Origin of the sequence: Curtobacterium sp. MCSS17_005 (assembly GCF_003234225.2) — a bacterium.
GTDB classification, from domain to species: domain Bacteria; phylum Actinomycetota; class Actinomycetes; order Actinomycetales; family Microbacteriaceae; genus Curtobacterium; species Curtobacterium flaccumfaciens.
In genome coordinates, this window is sequence record NZ_CP126258.1 from 995,548 (window position 1) to 1,013,254 (window position 17,707).

Genomic DNA, 17,707 nt, shown 5'->3' on the forward strand with positions numbered 1-17,707 from the left:
AGAGCGTTGGTACGGTGGGTCGATGCCAGCGCGAGCAGAGAACGAGGACGTGTACGCCACGGCCGACGCTGCCTGGATGACCGAGGCGGGGGACGCCGACGACGCGGACACCGCCGCGGCTGCTGAGGACGACGCAGCCGACGACGACACGGGGGACACTGATGCGGACGACGCCGCCACTGATGACGCGATGACCGACGGGACGGCCGTCCGCACCGACGACGCGACGACGGACAACCGCACCGACGACGCGACGGCCGCAGCGCCACGCCCCGCGAAGGGGCGCACCGGCAAGGGACGCACGAAGCGCCCGACGAAGGCCGCCCCGCGGACCGACGCCGCGCCTCCCGTCCCGACCGAGGCGGACGACGCGGACGACGCGACGGACGTCGCTGACCGGGCGACCACCGCCGCCGCGCCCGCGACGAAGAAGCGTGCGCCCCGCACCGCCGCCCCGAAGCAGCCGCAGACGCTCCAGCCCGTCGTGCTCGCGGCGAGCGGCCTGGTCAAGCGGTACGGGCAGACCCTGGCCGTCGACGAGGTCGACCTCGAGATCCGGCAGGGCTCGATCTTCGGCGTGGTCGGCCCGAACGGCGCCGGCAAGACGACGACCCTGTCCATGATCACCGGACTGCTGCGACCCGACGCCGGCTCGGTGACCGTGCTCGACCACGACGTCTGGGCCGACCCGACGGCGGCGAAGCGCAGTCTCGGTGTGCTGCCGGACCGGCTCCGCCTGTTCGACCGGCTGACCGGTGCGCAGCTCCTCTACTACTCGGCCACGCTCCGCGGGCTCGACGGGGCCACCGCCCGCAAGCGCAGCGCCGACCTCGCCGAGGCCTTCGGGCTGGGCGAGGCGCTGGGCCGCCAGGTCGCCGACTACTCCGTCGGCATGGCGAAGAAGATCGCCCTGGCCGCGACCCTGATCCACTCGCCGCGGGTGCTCGTGCTCGACGAACCGTTCGAGTCAGTCGACCCGGTGAGCGCGGCGACGATCACCGACATCCTGCGCCGGTACACCCGGGGCGGCGGCACGGTCGTGCTGTCCAGCCACTCGATGGAGCTCGTGCAGCGCACCTGTGACTCGGTCGCCATCATCGTCGGCGGCAAGGTCCTGGCGTCCGGCACCATGGCCCAGGTCCGCGGGCGCAAGAGCCTCGAGGACAAGTTCGTCGAACTCGCCGGCGGTCGTGTCGTCGCGGAGAGCATGGAATGGTTGCACAGCTTCTCCGGCTGAGGGCGGACCTGCTCGCGGGCGAGGTCCGCGGCACCGCCCGCCGGTCCGTCGCCGTCGTGCTCGCCAGCCTCGTCGGACTCCTCGCCGCCGTGTTCGTCGCGTCGCAGACCATCGCCCTCGGTGACGCCGACCCGGACGTCGCGCGTGCGGTCATCGTGCCCGTCGGCACCCTGATCACCTTCGGGTTCACGGTCGTACCGCTCGTCGTCGGACGGAGCGACCAGCTCGACCCGCGGCGCTTCGCGGTGTTCGGCATCGGGCGCCGTCGCCTGGCGATCGGACTCGTCGTCGCCGGGCTCGTCGGTGTCCCGGTGATCGGTGTGGTCGTGGTCGCGGTCGGCCAGGTCGTCGCCTGGGCCCGCGACGCCGGTCTCGGGCTGCTCGCGGTGCTCGGCGGGCTGCTCGGCGTCGCCACGTGCGCGCTCCTGATCCGGGTCTGCTGCACCGTCGGCTCCCGGTTGATCGGGCCGGACCGCTCCCGCGACGCCGGGTGGCTGGTGGCGCTCGTCATCATCGCGCTCTCGATCCCGACGGTGGCGCTGCTGCTGCGCGTCGACTGGCTCGACCCGCAGGGCGCCGAGATGCAGCGGGTCGCGGACATCGCCGGGTGGACCCCGTGGGGTGCCGCGTGGGCCGTGCCCGCCGAGGTCGCGAGCGGCCACGTCGGCGCGGGTGTCCTGAAGCTCCTCGTCGCGGTCGCCGTCGTCGCGCTCCTCGCCTGGGCGTGGTGGGCACTCGTCGGCCGTGCGCTCGAGACCGTCGACGACCGTGCCCGCACCCGCCGCTACCAGGGCCTGGGCTGGTTCGACCGGTTCGGTTCGGCCCCGGTGTCGGCCGTCGCCGCCCGTGCGCTCACCTACTGGGTCCGCGACCCGCGGTACCGCACGTCGTACCTGATCATCCTGCTCGTGCCGATCGTCGTCATCCCGCTCGGTGTCGCCGGGGTGCCGTGGCAGTGGACCGCCCTCGTGCCGCTGCCGCTGATGGCGCTGATCGCCGGGTTCCTGCCGCACAACGACGTCTCGTACGACAACACCGCCGTGTGGCTGCACGTCGCCTCCGGTGCACCCGGGTGGAGCGACCGCCTCGGTCGTGTCGTGCCCGTGCTGGTCGTGGGGGCGCCCGCGATCGTCGCCGGGGCCGCGCTGTCCGCCCGGCTGTTCGGAGACTGGGCGGTGTTCCCGCTGCTCATCGGCGTGAGTGCGAGCGCGTTGCTGTCCGGGCTCGGGTTGTCGAGCGTCCTGTCCGTGCTCATGCCCTACCCGACGGTGCGCCCGGGCGACCACCCCTTCCAGCAGCCGCAGGCCGCCGGCGTCACCGCCACGGTCGCGCAGGCGTCCATGGTGATCGGCATCGTGCTCTGCACGGTCCCCGCAGCCTGTCTCGCGGTGCTCGCCGTCGTGCAGGGTCCGGAACCCTGGTCGGTGCTGACGCTCCTGGTGGGCATCGGGGTCGGTGCCGTCGTGCTCGTGATCGGGGTCTCCGCCGGCGGACGCCTGTTCGACCGCCGCGGCCCCGACCTGCTCGCCGCGGCGCAGCGCAACTAGCGACACCGAGCACCGAGCACCGAGCACCGAGCACCGAGCACCCAGCGACTCGGCGCGACGATCGCTCAGCGCGGACGAGCGGCGCGCCCGAGGGCGGACCGTCGTACCCTGGACCCATGAGCATGACGGAACCAGGCGGCGGCCTCGACGTGATGGACCGGGAGCTCGAGAAGCTCCTCGAAGACGAAGCGATCGAACCCGGTGACCACGAGCGGTTCTCGCACTACGTGAAGAAGGACAAGATCCTGCAGTCGGCCCTGTCCGGCAAGCCGGTCAAGGCCCTGTGCGGCAAGAAGTGGATCCCGGGTCGCGACCCGGAGAAGTTCCCGGTCTGCCCGGACTGCAAGGCCATCTACGAGAAGATGAAGGCCGAGTAGACGCGACCAGCAGACGGACGGGAGGCCCGTGGCGACGCCGCCACGGGCCTCCCGTCCGTCCGTCGGTCGCTTCGTGAGCAGCAATGGTCGCGTCCGTCACGCAGACCCGACCCTTTCTGCTCACGAAGCGGTGACGCGACGCGCGACGCGTCGTGCGTGCGCGCCCTAGATCACCAGGGTGGGGATGGCGGGGTCGCCGCGCCCGATGCGGGACGCGTCGGCGGGCAGCTCCGCCTTCGCGCGCTTGTGGTGCGCGCGTGCGGCCTCGACGCCCTGCGTGCCGAGGAACGCCGGGTCGACCTCGCCGCCGGTGACGACGGGTACCAGCAGCGGTCGCTCGTCCGGGCCGACCTGCGCGCCCGTGAGCACGATCTCGGCGGTCGCGACGCCGTTGCGGAGTCGTCGGCCCGCCTCCTTCCGGCCGCCGATCGACGCCTTCTCGGCCGACTTCTTGGCGACGGGGACCCAGTCGCCGCCGTCCGCGTCCCGGTGCGCGACGAGCTTGAACACCATGCCGGCGGCCGGGTGCCCGGAGCCGGAGACGACCGAGGTGCCGACGCCGTACGAATCGACCGGGGCGGCTCGGAGCGCGGCGATCGTGTACTCGTCGAGGTCGTTCGTCACCGTGATCTTCGTGCCCGTCGCGCCGAGGCGGTCGAGCTGCGCACGCACCGCGGCGACGACGGACGGCAGGTCGCCGCTGTCGATCCGGACGCCGCCGAGCTTGCCGTCGGTGAGGCGGACGGCCGTCTCGACCGCGGCCTCGATGTCGTAGGTGTCGACGAGCAGGGTCGTGCCGCTGCCGAGCGCGTCGAGCTGCGAACGGAACGCCTGCTCCTCGGAGTCGTGCAGCAGCGTGAAGGCGTGCGCGGCGGTGCCCATCGTGGGGATGCCCCAGGTGCGGCCGGCCTCGAGGTTGCTCGTCGCACCGAAGCCGGCGATGTACGCGGCACGGGCAGCGGCCACGGCGTTCCACTCGCCGGTGCGGCGGGAGCCCATCTCGGCGAGGGGGCGGCCGTCGGCGGCGGACACCATGCGGGCGGCGGCCGAGGCGATCGCGGAGTCCGCGTTGAAGATGCTCAGGGCGAGGGTCTCGAGCACCACGGCCTCGGCGAAGGTGCCCTCGATCTGCAGGATGGGGGAGTTCGGGAAGTAGACCTCGCCCTCCCGGTAGGCGCGGACGTCGCCGCTGAACCGGTAGTCGGCGAGCCACGAGGCGGTGCCGGCGTCGATGACACCGCGGTCGCGCAGGAACCCGATCTCCTCGTCGCCGAAGCGGAAGTCGCCGAGGGCGGTGAGGAAGCGTCCGAGCCCGGCCGCGACGCCGTAGCGGCGGCCGTCCGGCAGCCGCCGGGCGAACACCTCGAAGACGCATCGGCGGTCGGCGGTGCCGTCCTTCAGGGCGGCGTCCACCATGGTGAGCTCGTACTGGTCGGTGAGGAGCGCGCTGGTCACGTCTCCGACACTAGTGACGTACCGGTGGGGAGGCCCGGATCACCCCGTGCGCCCGGCCTGCGTGGCGCGCGTGGTCGCGTCGGTGCTCGTCGGCGGGCGTCGGTACGCTGGTGCCGTGACGGATGCACCGATCGGAGTCTTCGACAGCGGGGTCGGCGGTCTCACCGTGGCCCGCGCCATCATCGACCAGCTCCCGCGCGAGAGCATCCGGTACGTCGGCGACACCGTGCACTCGCCCTACGGCCCGAAGCCCATCGCCGACGTCCGCCGTTACGCGCTCGAGGTCATGGACGACCTGGTCGAGCAGGGCGTGAAGGCCCTGGTCATCGCGTGCAACACCGCCTCGTCCGCCGTGCTCCGCGACGCCCGCGAACGGTACGAGCAGGCGTACGGCATCCCCGTCGTCGAGGTCATCCAGCCCGCGGCCCGCGCCGCCGTCAAGCAGACCCGCACGGGCCGCATCGGGGTGATCGGCACCGTCGGCACCATTGCGTCGCGCGCCTACGAGGACGCCTTCGCGGTCGCCGCCGACGTCACGCTGACCACCGCCGCGTGCCCCCGGTTCGTCGAGTTCGTCGAGGCCGGGGACACCTCGTCGCCGTCGCTGCGCGAGATCGCGGCCGGCTACCTCGACCCGATCCGTGCCGCCGACGTCGACACCCTCGTGCTCGGCTGCACCCACTACCCGCTCATGTCCGCCGCGATCCAGTTCGTCATGGGTCCGGAGGTCACGCTCGTCTCCAGCGCCGAGGAGACCGCGAACGACGTCTACCGCCGGCTCGTGGAACACGGGCTCGAGCGCACCGCGACCACCGCCCCGACCTACTCGTTCGAGGCGACGGGCGACGACAAGAACGGCTTCATCCGGCTCGCACGGCGCTTCCTCGGTCCCGAGGTCTCGAGCGTCGGCCACCTCCAGACGGGGGCCATCACGCTGCCCCGCACCGAAAGGACCCCATGACCGACAACCTCCGCGTCGACGGCCGCACCGCCACCGACCACCGTCCCGTCACCATCGAGCGGGGGTGGAGCGCGCAGGCCGAGGGCAGCGCGCTCATCTCCTTCGGCAACACCAAGGTGCTCTGCACCGCGTCGTTCACCAACGGCGTGCCGCGCTGGCTCGCCGGCAAGGGCACCGGGTGGGTCACCGCCGAGTACTCGATGCTGCCGCGGTCGACGAACGAGCGCATGCAGCGCGAGTCCATCAAGGGCAAGGTCGGCGGCCGCACCCACGAGATCTCCCGCCTGATCGGTCGTTCGCTCCGCGCCGTCGTCGACACGAAGGCCCTGGGCGAGAACACCCTGGTCATCGACTGCGACGTGCTGCAGGCCGACGGCGGCACCCGCACGGCGTCGATCACGGGCGCGTACGTGGCGATGGCCGACGCGATCGAGTGGGGCCGCGCCAAGGGCTTCATCGCGAAGAAGGCCACCCCGCTCACCGACAGCGTGCAGGCGATCTCGGTCGGCATCGTCAAGGGGGAGCCGATGCTCGACCTGGCCTACACCGAGGACTCCGCCGCGGACACCGACATGAACATCGTCACGACGGGGTCGGGCAAGTTCATCGAGGTGCAGGGCACCGCCGAGCACGCGCCGTTCGACCGTGACGAGCTGAACGTCCTGCTCGACCTCGGCCTGGCCGGCAACCAGTCGCTCGCAGCGATCCAGAAGACCGTCCTGGGGATCGCGTGACCGGCACCGTCGTCCTGGCCACCCACAACCAGGGCAAGGTCGTCGAGCTGCGCGAGATCCTCGGGTCGGCGTTGGGCGAGGGTGTCGAACTCGTCGGCTACGACGGCCCCGAGCCGGTCGAGGACGGCGACAGCTACGCCGCGAACGCCCTGATCAAGGCGCGTGCCGCGGTCGCGCACACGGGGCTGCCGGCGCTCGCCGACGACTCCGGGATCGCCGTCGACGCCCTCGGGGGCGCACCGGGCATCCACTCGGCCCGCTACGCCGGTACTCGCTCGGACGCCGACAACATCGCGCTGCTGCTCACGAACCTGCAGGGTGTCGTCGAGCGGACCGCCTCGTTCGTGTGCGCTGCCGCCTTCGTGACGCCCGACGGTCAGGAGCACGTGGTCGAGGCGGTCTGGAACGGCGAGGTGCTGACCGAGCCCGTCGGCGACGGCGGCCACGGCTACGACCCGGTGTTCCGGCCGGACGACGCCGACCGCTCGTCGGCGGAGCTCACCCGCGACGAGAAGAACGCGCTGTCGCACCGCAGCAAGGCGTTCCGGGGCATCGCGCCGATCGTGCGGGAGCACTTCGGCGTCTGAGCACCGGCGCGCTCGTCGTTCCGCACAACGGAAGTCGCCCCGAACCACGTGATCGCGTGGTCCGGGGCGACTTTGGTTGCGCTGGGCGCTGGGCGCAGGCCGTGCGCCGGTGCTGCGGCTAGAGCGTCGGGTCGACCGTCGGGGCCGTGGTGGCCGCGGCCTCGTTCGTGTGCTTCGCCTTGCGGGCGTTGCGCAGGTACGTCAGCGCCATCGGCACGACGGTCACGACGACCGCGGCGAGCAGGATGATGTCGATGTACTCACGGACGATGTGCGCCACGAACGGGATGTGCCCGATGAAGTACCCGAGGAACGTCACGCCGACGCCCCAGACCACGGCGCCGATCGCGTTGTAGAGCGAGTACTTCTTGTAGTCCATCCGGCCGACGCCCGCGGCGATCGGGGCGAAGGTGCGGACGACCGGCACGAAGCGCGCCAGGATCACGGCCAGGGGGCCGAAGCGGTGGAAGAACGCGTTGGTGCGCTCGACGTTCGCCTTCGAGAAGAGCCCGCTGTCCTTGCGCTCGAAGATCGGGGGCCCGGCCTTCTTGCCGATGTAGTACCCGAGCTCGCCGCCGAGGAACGCGGCGGCGCCGATCATCAGCGCCGCGACCCAGATCGGGATGCCGCCGATCTCGCCACCGCGGTCGAAGGCGAACAGGCCGGTGATGACCAGCAGGCTGTCGCCCGGGAAGATGAAGCCGATGAGCAGACCGGTCTCGGCGAACACGATCGCGCAGACCACGAGCACGGCGATGGCCCCGAAGTGGTCGAGGATGTACTGCGGATCGAGCCACGGGATCAGGGCGAGTGCGACGGAGTGCATGGTTCTTCCGGTCGTGGAGCGGGAGTCACGGGGAGGACTCCCGCGGGATGAGGGTACCGCCCGGAAGTGACCGGGCCATCCCTCGCAGGGTTGACCTGCACGAGGCGTGCGGATGACCGCAACGGTGCGCCTGGGGGGACTCGGTGCGGAAGGAGGGACTCGAACCCTCACGCCTGGGGCACAGGAACCTAAATCCTGCGTGTCTACCGATTCCACCACTCCCGCGAGCAGCGGCAGTCTACCGAGCGCGGGGCGCGGGGCGGACGTGCGCCGGGCCTCCAGGCCGTGGGACGCACCGTGCGTGGGACGTGACGTGGTGCGAGCTCGGCGGCTGGGTGCGGCGCTTTGGAAGTGCACGGTGCGGTCAACGGCGCACGGAGCGGAGGAGCGCGCACGGTGCGCCGCCGTTGTCAGCGCAGCGGGCGCGGCAGGTACCGGGGGACGTAGCGGAGCAGGATGCCCGCGCCGACCAGGCCGAGCACGCCCATCACTCCGCTCGCGACGGCGATGGACGCGACGGCGGTCACGCCGGAGATGAGGAGCGGCGCCGCCGCCGACCCGAAGTCGCCGGTGAACCGCCAGGCCCCCAGGAACGGTGCCGGTGCGTCCCGCGGGGCGAGGTCCGCGCCGAGCGTCATGAGGATGCCGGAGCCGACCCCGTTCGCCAGGGACATGCCCATCGCGATCGCGACGAACCAGCCGATCCGGGCGTCCAGGTGGCCGCTCCAGGCGAGGAGGAAGTAGCTGATGCTCAGACCGAGCATGCAGGGCAGCGCGCTCGCGAGCCGTCCCCACCGGTCCATGATCTGCCCGCTCGTGTAGAAGAGCGCGAAGTCGACGGCTCCGGCGATGCCGATGACGAGCGCCGCGGTCGAGTCGTCGAGACCGACGCTCACCGCCCAGAGCGGCAGGATCACCTGCCGCCCGGCCCGCATCGCACCGATCAGGGCGGCACCGCTGCCGAGCCGCAGCAGGACCGCCCCGTTCGCGCGGATGGTGCGGAAGAGGCCCTGCGCCTCCTGCTGGACGAACTGCGCGCCGGTGTCGGCGGGCGGTTCGGTCGCGTGGTCGCTCCCGTCCGTCGCGTGGTCGGCCGACAGCCGGGAGGCCCGTGGCGGCAACCGCAGGCCGCGTGTGCCCGTCGCGGGGTCGCGCAGCACCAGGAGCACGGTCGCGGCCGCCAGGCAGCAGACGACGTGGATCCAGAAGGCACTGCTGGTGGTGCCGGTCAGGTGGATGACGCCGGCGGCGATGAACGGGCCGACGAAGTAGCCGAAGCGGAAGACACCGCCCAGGCTCGACAGCGCCCGTGCCCGGATCCGCAGGGGGATCGCGGTGGTCATGTAGGCGTGCCGGGCGAGGGCGAACACCGCGGTGGAGACGCCGACCAGGAACACCCCGAGCGCCAGGACCCAGGCGTTCGCGGCCGTCGTGGCGACCACGAGCCCGACCACCGACACGAGCGCGGCGCCGATCATCGCGTTCCGCTCGCCGATGCGGGCGACGACGATGCCGGACGGCACGTCGCCGATGAGCTCGCCGACCAGGATGAGCGAGGCGACGAAGCCCGCGAAGGCCAGGCTGGCACCGAGCGAGTCGGCCGCGATCGGGATGATCGGGATGATCGCACCCTCGCCGATGGCGAAGAGCGCGGCGGGCAGGAACCCGGACAGCAGGACGGACCGGAAGTCGAATGAGTCGTTCCCCGTCGTGGCCATCGCCCGACCAACGGTACGCCAGCGGTACCGCTTCGTCGGCGGGTTACCCTGGACGCATGCGTGTTCTTGCGGCGATGAGCGGTGGTGTCGACTCGGCGGTGGCCGCAGCCCGGGCGGTCGACGCCGGCCACGACGTGGTGGGTGTGCACCTGGCCCTGAGCCGGATGCCCGGCACCCTGCGCACCGGCAGCCGCGGATGCTGCACCATCGAGGACTCGATGGACGCCCAGCGCGCCGCGTCGGCCCTCGGGATCCCGTACTACGTGTGGGACTTCTCGGCCCGGTTCAAGGAGGACGTCGTCGACGACTTCGTGGCCGAGTACCAGGCCGGCCGCACCCCGAACCCCTGCATGCGCTGCAACGAGCGGATCAAGTTCGCGGCGCTGCTCGAGAAGGCACTGGCCCTGGGCTTCGACGCCGTCGCGACCGGGCACTACGCCTCGATCGTCACCGGTCCGGACGGCTCGCGTGAGCTGCACCGGTCCGCCGCGTGGGCGAAGGACCAGTCGTACGTGCTCGGGGTCCTGACCGCCGAGCAGCTGCAGCACGCGATGTTCCCGCTCGGCGCGACGCCGTCGAAGGACGAGGTCCGGGCCGAGGCCGCCGAGCGCGGGCTGACGGTCGCCCAGAAGCCGGACTCGTACGACATCTGCTTCATCCCGGACGGCGACACCCGCGGGTGGCTGGCGGACCGCGTCGGCACCGCGCCCGGCGAGGTCGTCGAGCGTGACGGCACGGTCGTCGGCTCGCACGAAGGCGCCACCGGCTACACCGTCGGACAGCGCCGCGGCCTGGCCCTCGGTCGCCCGGCACCGGACGGCAAGCCCCGGTTCGTGCTCGAGATCCGCCCGAAGGACAACACCGTCGTCGTCGGCCCGAAGGAGGCCCTCGCCGTCACCTCGATGTCCGGCTCTCGGTTCACCTGGGCGGGCACGGCCCCGGCCGACCCCGCGACGCCGTTCGCCTGCGACGTGCAGATCCGCGCGCACGCCGACCCGGTGCCCGCGACCGCCCGGGTGCAGGACGACGTGCTCGTGATCGACGTCGACGAGCCGCTGCACGGGGTCGCTCCCGGGCAGACGGCCGTGGTCTACGTCGGCACGCGGGTGCTCGGCCAGTGCACGATCGACACCACGGTCAGCGCCGTCCCCGTCGACGCCTGACCCCGCCGCTCCCGGGGCACACGCTCGCTGCACGCCGCGTCGGTGGTGCACGGTAGAACTGATGCCATGAGCGAGACCGACGCGACGTTCGAGACCATCGACCCCGACGGGCTCGACGCCGCCCAGGCCGCGCGCGAGGTCGACCGGTTGCGCGCCCGCGTCAACGAGCTACGGCACGACTACTACGAGGGCAACGCCTCGCCCCTGTCGGACGCCGACTACGACGCCCTGGTGCACCGCCTCGACGCGATCGAACGGCGGTTCCCGGAACTCCTGACGCCCGACAGCCCGACGCAGACCGTGGGCGGGCAGGCGCAGACGACGCAGTTCGCGCCGGTCGAGCACGCCGAGCGCATGCTCTCGCTCGACAACGTCTTCAGCCCCGACGAGCTGACCGAGTGGGCCCTCAAGGTGCAGCGCGACGCCGGTGCCGAGCGGGTGCGGTTCCTGACCGAGCTGAAGATCGACGGCCTGGCCATCAACCTGCGGTACGAGCACGGTCGGCTCGTCTCCGCCGCCACCCGTGGTGACGGCGTGGTCGGCGAGGACGTCACCGGCAACGTCCGCACGATGGGCACGATCCCGGACCGCCTGTCGGGCACCGGCCACCCGCCCCTGGTCGAGGTCCGGGGCGAGATCTTCTTCCCGGTCGCCGAGTTCGACGAGCTCAACGCGAACCAGCGAGAGGCGGGGGAGCGCGTGTTCGCCAACCCGCGCAACGCCGCCGCCGGGTCCCTCCGCCAGAAGGAAGAGGGCAAGTCCGAGGCGAAGCGTGCCCTGATGGTCGACCGGCTGCGGCGTCTGCGGATGCTCGTGCACGGCATCGGCGCGTGGCCCGTCCGCGAACTCGAGCAGGGGACCGACGTCCGCAGCCAGTCCGAGGTGTACGAGCTGCTGCAGACCTGGGGACTCCCGACGAGCAGCCACTACCGGGTGTTCGACACCATCGACGAGGTCAACGGCTTCGTCCGGACCACGGGGGAGCGCCGGTCGTCCGTCGAGCACCAGATCGACGGCGTCGTCGTGAAGGTCGACGACCTCGCCCTGCACGAGGAACTCGGGTCGACCTCGCGGGCACCGCGGTGGGCGATCGCGTACAAGTACCCGCCGGAAGAAGTGCACACGACGCTCACCGACATCGTGGTCAGCGTCGGCCGCACCGGCCGCGCCACCCCGTTCGCGGTGATGGCCCCGGCCGAGGTCGCCGGGTCCGTCGTCCGCCAGGCCACGCTGCACAACCAGCAGGTCGTCAAGGCGAAGGGCGTGCTGATCGGTGACACCGTCGTGCTGCGGAAGGCCGGCGACGTCATCCCCGAGGTGCTCGGCCCGGTGGTCGAGCTCCGTGACGGCTCCGAGCGCGAGTTCGTGATGCCGACGAACTGTCCCGAGTGCGGCACCGAGCTCGCCCCCGCGAAGGAAGGCGACATCGACCTGCGCTGCCCGAACGCGAAGAGCTGCCCGGCGCAGGTGCGCGGTCGGGTCGAGCACATCGCCTCGCGCGGGTCGCTCGACATCGAGGGGCTCGGCGAGGTCGCGGCCGCGGCGCTCACGCAGCCGCTCCGCCCGGAGACCCCGCCGCTCGTCACCGAGGCCGGACTGTTCGACCTGACGATGCAGGACATCGTCCCGATCGAGGTCATCGTCCGCGACGCCGAGACCGGCATGGAGAAGGTCGACGACGACGGCACCCCGAAGCGCGTCACGCCGTTCAGCCGGGCGCGCAAGAAGACCGACCCGCCCTTCGACCCCGAGGCACGCGGCGCCGACTACACCGGTGAGCCGAGCCGCTACCCGTCGAAGAACGCGTTCGAGATGCTCGCGAACATCGACGCCGCGAAGACGAAGCCCCTGTGGCGGATCCTGGTCGGCCTGAGCATCCGCCACGTCGGACCGGTCGCCGCCCGAGCCCTGGCGAACCACTTCGGCTCCCTCGACGCGATCCGGTCGGCTTCGCGCGAGGACCTCGCGGCCGTCGACGGGGTGGGCGGCATCATCGCCGACGCCCTGCTCGCCTGGTTCGACGTCGACTGGCACCGCGAGATCATCGACCGCTGGACCGCGGCCGGCGTGCAGTTCACCACCCCGGGCCACCCCGGCCCGGGCGGCGCCGACGTCGAGGGCGGCGTGCTGAGCGGCGTCACCGTCGTCGCGACCGGCTCACTCGAGGGCTACACGCGCGAAGGTGCGCTGGAGGCGATCATCACCGCCGGCGGCAAGGCAGCGTCGAGCGTGAGCAAGAAGACCGACTTCGTGGCCGCCGGTCCGGGTGCCGGTTCGAAGCTCACGAAGGCCGAGCAGCTGGGTGTCCGGATCATCGACGCCGAGCAGTTCCACCTGCTCGTGACCGAGGGGCCGGCGGCGCTCGCCGAACCGGAAGCGCCGACGACCGAGGACTGAGGACTGAGGACCGACCGGGATGCACAGCACGCCCGATCGCATCCGCAGAGCGCGGCGCGCCGTCGAACGCGCCCAGTTCGGGGGACAAGTTGCATCGCGCATGGATGATCGGCGGACATCTCCATAGACTCGACCGAGCATCACCCGTCGTCTGCAGGGGGACGTCGGGACGGCCTTCCCGGGGGAGACCCGATTGCTGCTCATCGCTGCGGCTCTGCTCACCGCCTCGGTGCACTCGCTCGGAGTGATCGAGGCCCCAGGCATGCCCCCGGCGCACCAGGTCGCGGTCGCCAGCACCGCCACGACCCGCATCGTCCCGGTCGAGGACCGGGCCGACGTCACGCTCGCGGCAGCACCGCCGGCGGCACCGGCGGTGGCATCGGCGGTGGCACCGGCGGTGGCGCACAAGTCGGTGGCAGCGTCGTCGCCGACGACAGCGGTGGGGGTCGACGACCTCGCCGCCGCACACGGGCGCGCCTTCGTCGAGGACCTCGGTGCGCTCGGCGCCGCCGACCTGCGGAGCGCAGCCACGGACCGTCGTGTCGTGGCGACGGTGCAGGACGACCCGCCGCCCGCGCAGACCGTCGCGCAGTGGTGGTCGCACCTGCCGGCCGACGAGCAGGACCTGCTCCGCGTGCACGCGCCCGCCCTGGTCGGGAACCTCGAGGGTGTGCCGTACGCCGTCCGTGACCAGGCCAACCGTGCGACGCTGACGTCCGGCCTCGCCGACGCCCAGGTCGGTGCAGCCCGGGCCGCGATGCTCGGGCAGGTCCGGGACTCCCTGGTGCACGAACCGGGTGACCCGCGGCGCTTCCTCGTGGCGCTCGACACCCGGGGTTCCGGGCGTGCGGCGATCAGCATCGGCGACCTCGACACCGCGGCCGACGTCACCGTCGTGGTGCCGGGTATGTTCTTCACGGTCACCGGGCAGATGACCGACTTCACGAACACCGCCAACGACCTGTCCCGCGAGCAGGCCACCCTGGCCCCGCTCGCCGCCACCGGCAACGGGTCGGGTGTCGCCGTCGTCGCGTGGATGGGGTACCGGACGCCGGACCTGTCCAACATCCTGTCGCTCGGGCTCGCACGGACCGGGGCCGAGCGGCTCGAACGGACCGTCGCAGGGCTTCGCGTGATCCGGGCGGGCGACCAACCGCGCGTGAACATCGTCGCGCACTCGTACGGGTCGACCACGGCGATGACGGCCCTGGCGTCGGGGCGGATGACCGCCGACACCCTGACCGTGCTCGGATCGCCGGGCAGCGACGTCCGGACGGCGGACGACCTCGCCGTCGCCACCGGGCAGGTGTTCGTCGGCGGTGCGCACAGCGACCCCATCGCGGGCTCCGGGTACTTCGGCACCGACCCGGGCGGGGCGTCGTTCGGGTCCACCGTGCTCGACCTCGCGGGGGGCGCCGATGCGCTGTCGGCCGGTGACGTGTTCCGCCGCCCCGTGGGCCACAACGACTACCTCAAGCCGGGCACGGCATCGCTGCACGACGTCGCCTTGATCGGCATCGGCCGCGGCGACCTGGTGCGCGAGCAGGTCCGACGCGGCAAGTCGGGTGGTGACGGCATCGTCGGCGCCTCGCCGGACATGTACCTCGTGCGCCCGCAGGACCTGCAGCCCCGTGACTGACCGGCCGTGACCGACGGGCGGTGGGCGGCTGGCCCTGACCGACCGGGCGGACCCGCCGGTCGTGGCGACGCGGTGGGCGTGACCCGATCGTGACCGGTGGCCGACGTGGCGGAGCCGTTGCGGGCCTCCCGGGCGGATCGGTGCGCCCGCGCGGATCGCGACGCGTCCTCGGAACCGCCTGGGTGGCAACCTGAACGCGACCGCAGCCTGCACTCGTTCCAGGGCAGAACCAGTACAGCCCTGCTGCCTACGGTGCCGTCATGCGTGTGGTGCGATGGCCTGGTGCTCTCCTGATGTTCGTGGTGATGTCCGTGCTCGCCGGCATGCTCGTCGCCGTCGCGGTGACCCCGGCGGTCGCCGTCGCGGGTGAGGGGACCTCCGGGGCGGTCTCGTTCTTCGAGGACCTGCCGACCTACCTCGACGTGCAGACCCCGCAGCAGGTGTCGTCCGTGTACGCGGAGCAGGGCGGGAAGCAGGTCAAGATCGCCTCGTTCTACGCCGAGAACCGCACGAACGTGACGGCCGACCAGATGGCGGACTCGCTCAAGCAGGCGGCGATCGACACCGAGGACCCGCGCTACTACGACGAGGGCGGCATCGACGTGCTCGGAACGCTCCGCGGGGTCGCCGCGACCGTCGTCGGCGGGGACGTGCAGGGCGGCTCGAGCATCACGCAGCAGTACGTCAAGAACGTCCTGGTGCAGCAGTGCGAGGAGCTCACGGGCAAGGACCAGGCCGCCACCGAGAAGAAGGTCGAAGCCTGCTACCAGGACGCTGCCGGCGTCACGCCGCAGCGCAAGCTGCAGGAGATGCGGTACGCGATCGCGGTGAACAAGAAGTACTCGAAGGACGAGATCCTGACCGGGTACCTCAACATCGTCGGGCTCGGCGGCCGCGTCTACGGGGCCGAGGCCGGGGCCGAGTACTACTTCGGCGTGCACGCGAAGGACCTGTCGCTCGTGCAGTCGGCCACGCTCGTCGCGATCCTCAACAACCCGTCGAACCTGCGCATCGACGTGCCGAGCGACAAGGACAACGGCAAGGCCAACGGGTACGAGCTGACGAAGGAGCGCCGCGACTACGTGCTCCGCCGGATGCAGGCGCACGGGTCGATCACGAAGGCACAGATGACGAAGGCGATCGCGACGCCGGTCACGCCGAAGATCACCGAGACCGCCAACGGGTGCTCGACCGCCGCGACGCACCACGACGCCGGCTACTTCTGCGACTACGTCCGCGACCAGGTGCTGGAGGACCCCGCGTTCGGCAAGACCGCGGCGGCACGCATCGCCACGCTCGACACCAAGGGCCTGCAGATCCACACCTCGCTCGACCTCGACCTGCAGGGCCAGGCACAGTCCGCCCTGTCCACCTACGTGCCGGCCACGATGGCCGGCGTGGACGTCGGCGGCTCGAACGTCACCGTGGAGCCCGGCACCGGCCGGATCATGTCGATGGTCCAGAACACCACCTACACGCAGGGGGACAACGCCGCAGCCGGGGCCACAGCGGTGAACTACAGCGCCGACTCCGGGTACGGCAACTCGGGAGGGTTCCAGACCGGCTCGACCTACAAGGTGTTCACCCTGGCCGAGTGGCTCGCCAGCGGGCACACCCTGTCCGACTCGGTCACCACCTCGGAGCACCAGTTCGAGAACGCCGAGTTCACCAACACCTGCCAGAACGTCGCGGGCGGCACCTGGAACGTCGCCAACGCCGAGAGCGTGCCGTCGTCGATGTCGGTCGAGGCGGCGACGGTCGAGTCGATCAACACCGCGTACGCCCAGATGGGCAAGCAGCTCGACCTGTGCAAGATCGCCCAGCTCGCGCAGTCGATGGGTATCCACCGTGCCGACGGCGGTGACCTGACGCAGACGCCGTCCTCGATCCTCGGCGTGAACGAGCTGTCGCCGATCGACCTGGCCGAGGCCTACGCGGGCTTCGCCAACGGCGGCATCGTGTGCACGCCCACCGCGATCGACTCGGTGACCGAGGCGGACGGCACGAAGATCACCCCGACGCCGTCGTCCTGCACGCAGGGCGTCTCGGCGGACGTCGCGGGCACGGTCGACTACGCGCTGCAGGGCGTCCTGTCCGGGTCGGGGACGGCCGCGAGCGCGAACCCCGGGGACAGCGTGGCGAAGTTCGCGAAGACCGGCACCACCGACGGTGACGTGCAGAACTGGCTGGTCGCGTCGTCGACGAAGTACACGAACGCCACCTGGGTCGGCAACGTGCAGGGGAGCGTGAGCCTGGCGAACTGGCCGTTCCTGCAGGGCACCACCGGGTACAGCGCGAAGTTCGGGGTCGGGAAGTCGATGATGGCGTACCTCGACCAGACCGTCGGTGGGGGAGCGCTGCCCGCACCGAGCCAGGCGATGATCGGGCAGACGAGCAAGTCGTCTTCATCGTCCTCTTCGTCTTCGTCTTCGTCGTCGTCGGGGTCCTCGTCCGGGCAGGGGACGGCGCAGGACGACCAGACGACGCCGACGCAGACGGCTGCGCCTGCCGCTCCGGCTGCACCCGCTGCCCCGGCTGCACCCGCTGCCCCGGCTGCGCCGGCGCCCGCCGCGACGGTGGCCCCGGCGGAGCCGGCTGCGGGGGACCAGAACGGGAAGTGACCGTCTGACGCTCTGGAGGCCCGGCGCCGGTCCGCCGGACCGGCACCGGGTCTCCAGGGCGTTGTCCACAGCCGCGCCTGCGCGCCCGACGCAGCCAATAGACTGTGGGGCATTCCACGAACCGATCGACGGAGCACCATGCCTGACATCACGAGCGAGCAGGTCGCACACCTGGCGAACCTCGCACGTATCGCACTCACGCCCGACGAGATCGAGAAGCTGACCGGGGAGCTGTCGCACATCGTCGAGAGCGTCGCCAAGGTCGCCGAGGTCGCGACCGACGACGTCCCGGCGACGAGCCACCCCGTGCCGCTCGGCAACGTCACCCGACCCGACGTGGTCGGCACGACGCTGACGCAGGAGCAGGCGCTCTCCGGGGCGCCCGACTCCGACGGCGAACGGTTCCGCGTGACCGCCATCCTCGGCGAAGAACAGTAGGGCGAAG

General features: G+C 71.8%; 14 protein-coding genes and 1 tRNA gene. 11 read left to right on the forward strand and 4 right to left on the reverse strand.

What is annotated here, in order from left to right; genetic code table 11:
• Positions 1-22: 22 nt before the first annotated feature.
• The 3 genes from DEJ20_RS04880 (at position 23) to DEJ20_RS04890 (ending at position 3,161) form a co-directional block, all read left to right on the forward strand.
• On the forward strand, positions 23-1,237 hold the full coding sequence (locus DEJ20_RS04880) for an ABC transporter ATP-binding protein (RefSeq protein ID WP_258377174.1): 1,215 nt from the start codon (positions 23-25) through the stop codon (positions 1,235-1,237).
• Positions 1,213-2,784, forward strand: coding sequence for an ABC transporter permease (locus DEJ20_RS04885; RefSeq protein WP_111235465.1), 1,572 nt, complete (start codon positions 1,213-1,215; stop codon positions 2,782-2,784). Before DEJ20_RS04880 ends, DEJ20_RS04885 begins: the two co-directional genes overlap by 25 nt.
• Positions 2,785-2,900: 116 nt before the next feature.
• Positions 2,901-3,161 carry a DUF3039 domain-containing protein gene (locus DEJ20_RS04890; protein ID WP_099051947.1) on the forward strand — a complete coding sequence of 87 codons (261 nt, stop codon included), beginning with the start codon at positions 2,901-2,903 and terminating at the stop codon, positions 3,159-3,161.
• A gap of 165 nt (positions 3,162-3,326) precedes the next feature.
• On the opposite strand, the gene DEJ20_RS04895 is transcribed toward DEJ20_RS04890, so the two are convergent.
• Positions 3,327-4,616 carry a nicotinate phosphoribosyltransferase gene (locus DEJ20_RS04895; RefSeq protein ID WP_111235466.1) on the reverse strand — a complete coding sequence of 430 codons (1,290 nt, stop codon included), beginning with the start codon at positions 4,614-4,616 and terminating at the stop codon, positions 3,327-3,329.
• Between the two features lie 115 nt (positions 4,617-4,731).
• Between DEJ20_RS04895 and murI the strand changes: the two genes are divergently transcribed.
• The 3 genes from murI to rdgB are packed head-to-tail and all read left to right on the forward strand — an operon-like array spanning position 4,732 to position 6,898.
• Positions 4,732-5,577 carry a glutamate racemase gene (gene murI, locus DEJ20_RS04900; RefSeq protein ID WP_027464600.1) on the forward strand — a complete coding sequence of 282 codons (846 nt, stop codon included), beginning with the start codon at positions 4,732-4,734 and terminating at the stop codon, positions 5,575-5,577.
• Complete coding sequence (gene rph, locus DEJ20_RS04905; RefSeq protein ID WP_111235467.1) at positions 5,574-6,311, forward strand: ribonuclease PH; 738 nt, start codon at positions 5,574-5,576, stop codon at positions 6,309-6,311. The genes murI and rph overlap by 4 nt, the downstream gene beginning before the upstream one ends.
• Positions 6,308-6,898 (forward strand): RdgB/HAM1 family non-canonical purine NTP pyrophosphatase, encoded by a 591-nt coding sequence (rdgB, locus tag DEJ20_RS04910; protein ID WP_111235468.1) that lies wholly within the window; start codon positions 6,308-6,310, stop codon positions 6,896-6,898. Before rph ends, rdgB begins: the two co-directional genes overlap by 4 nt.
• A 118-nt stretch (positions 6,899-7,016) precedes the next feature.
• Here the strand turns inward: rdgB and DEJ20_RS04915 are convergent, their stop codons facing one another.
• From DEJ20_RS04915 to DEJ20_RS04925, 3 genes are all read right to left on the reverse strand, one after another.
• Positions 7,017-7,724, reverse strand: a complete 708-nt coding sequence (locus DEJ20_RS04915; protein ID WP_111235469.1) for a DedA family protein — start codon at positions 7,722-7,724, stop codon at positions 7,017-7,019.
• A gap of 144 nt (positions 7,725-7,868) precedes the next feature.
• A tRNA-Leu gene (locus DEJ20_RS04920) sits at positions 7,869-7,949 on the reverse strand.
• A 185-nt stretch (positions 7,950-8,134) separates the two neighbouring features.
• Entirely contained in the window at positions 8,135-9,442 is a 1,308-nt protein-coding gene (locus DEJ20_RS04925; RefSeq protein WP_111235470.1) for an MFS transporter, read from the reverse strand.
• Between the two features lie 56 nt (positions 9,443-9,498).
• Here DEJ20_RS04925 and mnmA point away from each other — a divergent pair, with 56 nt between their 5' ends.
• The 5 genes from mnmA (at position 9,499) to gatC (ending at position 17,700) form a co-directional block, all read left to right on the forward strand.
• On the forward strand, positions 9,499-10,605 hold the full coding sequence (mnmA, locus tag DEJ20_RS04930) for a tRNA 2-thiouridine(34) synthase MnmA (protein WP_031259645.1): 1,107 nt from the start codon (positions 9,499-9,501) through the stop codon (positions 10,603-10,605).
• A gap of 66 nt (positions 10,606-10,671) precedes the next feature.
• On the forward strand, positions 10,672-13,002 hold the full coding sequence (ligA, locus tag DEJ20_RS04935; RefSeq protein ID WP_111235471.1) for an NAD-dependent DNA ligase LigA: 2,331 nt from the start codon (positions 10,672-10,674) through the stop codon (positions 13,000-13,002).
• A 193-nt stretch (positions 13,003-13,195) separates the two neighbouring features.
• Positions 13,196-14,641 (forward strand): alpha/beta hydrolase, encoded by a 1,446-nt coding sequence (locus DEJ20_RS04940; RefSeq protein WP_111235472.1) that lies wholly within the window; start codon positions 13,196-13,198, stop codon positions 14,639-14,641.
• A 260-nt stretch (positions 14,642-14,901) separates the two neighbouring features.
• A complete protein-coding gene (locus tag DEJ20_RS04945) occupies positions 14,902-17,262 on the forward strand; it encodes a transglycosylase domain-containing protein (RefSeq protein WP_111235473.1) in 2,361 nt (786 codons plus the stop codon).
• A gap of 138 nt (positions 17,263-17,400) precedes the next feature.
• A complete protein-coding gene (gene gatC / locus DEJ20_RS04950; protein ID WP_017887005.1) occupies positions 17,401-17,700 on the forward strand; it encodes an Asp-tRNA(Asn)/Glu-tRNA(Gln) amidotransferase subunit GatC in 300 nt (99 codons plus the stop codon).
• The last annotated feature ends 7 nt before the right edge of the window (positions 17,701-17,707 follow it).

Coding starts and splice junctions, on each gene's coding strand:
- DEJ20_RS04880 (WP_258377174.1), top strand. CDS start 23: ATGCCAGCGCGAGCAGAGAACGAGGACGTGTACGCCACGGCCGACGCT.
- DEJ20_RS04885 (WP_111235465.1), top strand. CDS start 1,213: ATGGTTGCACAGCTTCTCCGGCTGAGGGCGGACCTGCTCGCGGGCGAG.
- DEJ20_RS04890 (WP_099051947.1), top strand. CDS start 2,901: ATGAGCATGACGGAACCAGGCGGCGGCCTCGACGTGATGGACCGGGAG.
- rph (WP_111235467.1), top strand. CDS start 5,574: ATGACCGACAACCTCCGCGTCGACGGCCGCACCGCCACCGACCACCGT.
- DEJ20_RS04915 (WP_111235469.1), bottom strand. CDS start 7,724: ATGCACTCCGTCGCACTCGCCCTGATCCCGTGGCTCGATCCGCAGTAC.
- DEJ20_RS04925 (WP_111235470.1), bottom strand. CDS start 9,442: ATGGCCACGACGGGGAACGACTCATTCGACTTCCGGTCCGTCCTGCTG.
- mnmA (WP_031259645.1), top strand. CDS start 9,499: ATGCGTGTTCTTGCGGCGATGAGCGGTGGTGTCGACTCGGCGGTGGCC.
- ligA (WP_111235471.1), top strand. CDS start 10,672: ATGAGCGAGACCGACGCGACGTTCGAGACCATCGACCCCGACGGGCTC.
- DEJ20_RS04945 (WP_111235473.1), top strand. CDS start 14,902: ATGCGTGTGGTGCGATGGCCTGGTGCTCTCCTGATGTTCGTGGTGATG.
- gatC (WP_017887005.1), top strand. CDS start 17,401: ATGCCTGACATCACGAGCGAGCAGGTCGCACACCTGGCGAACCTCGCA.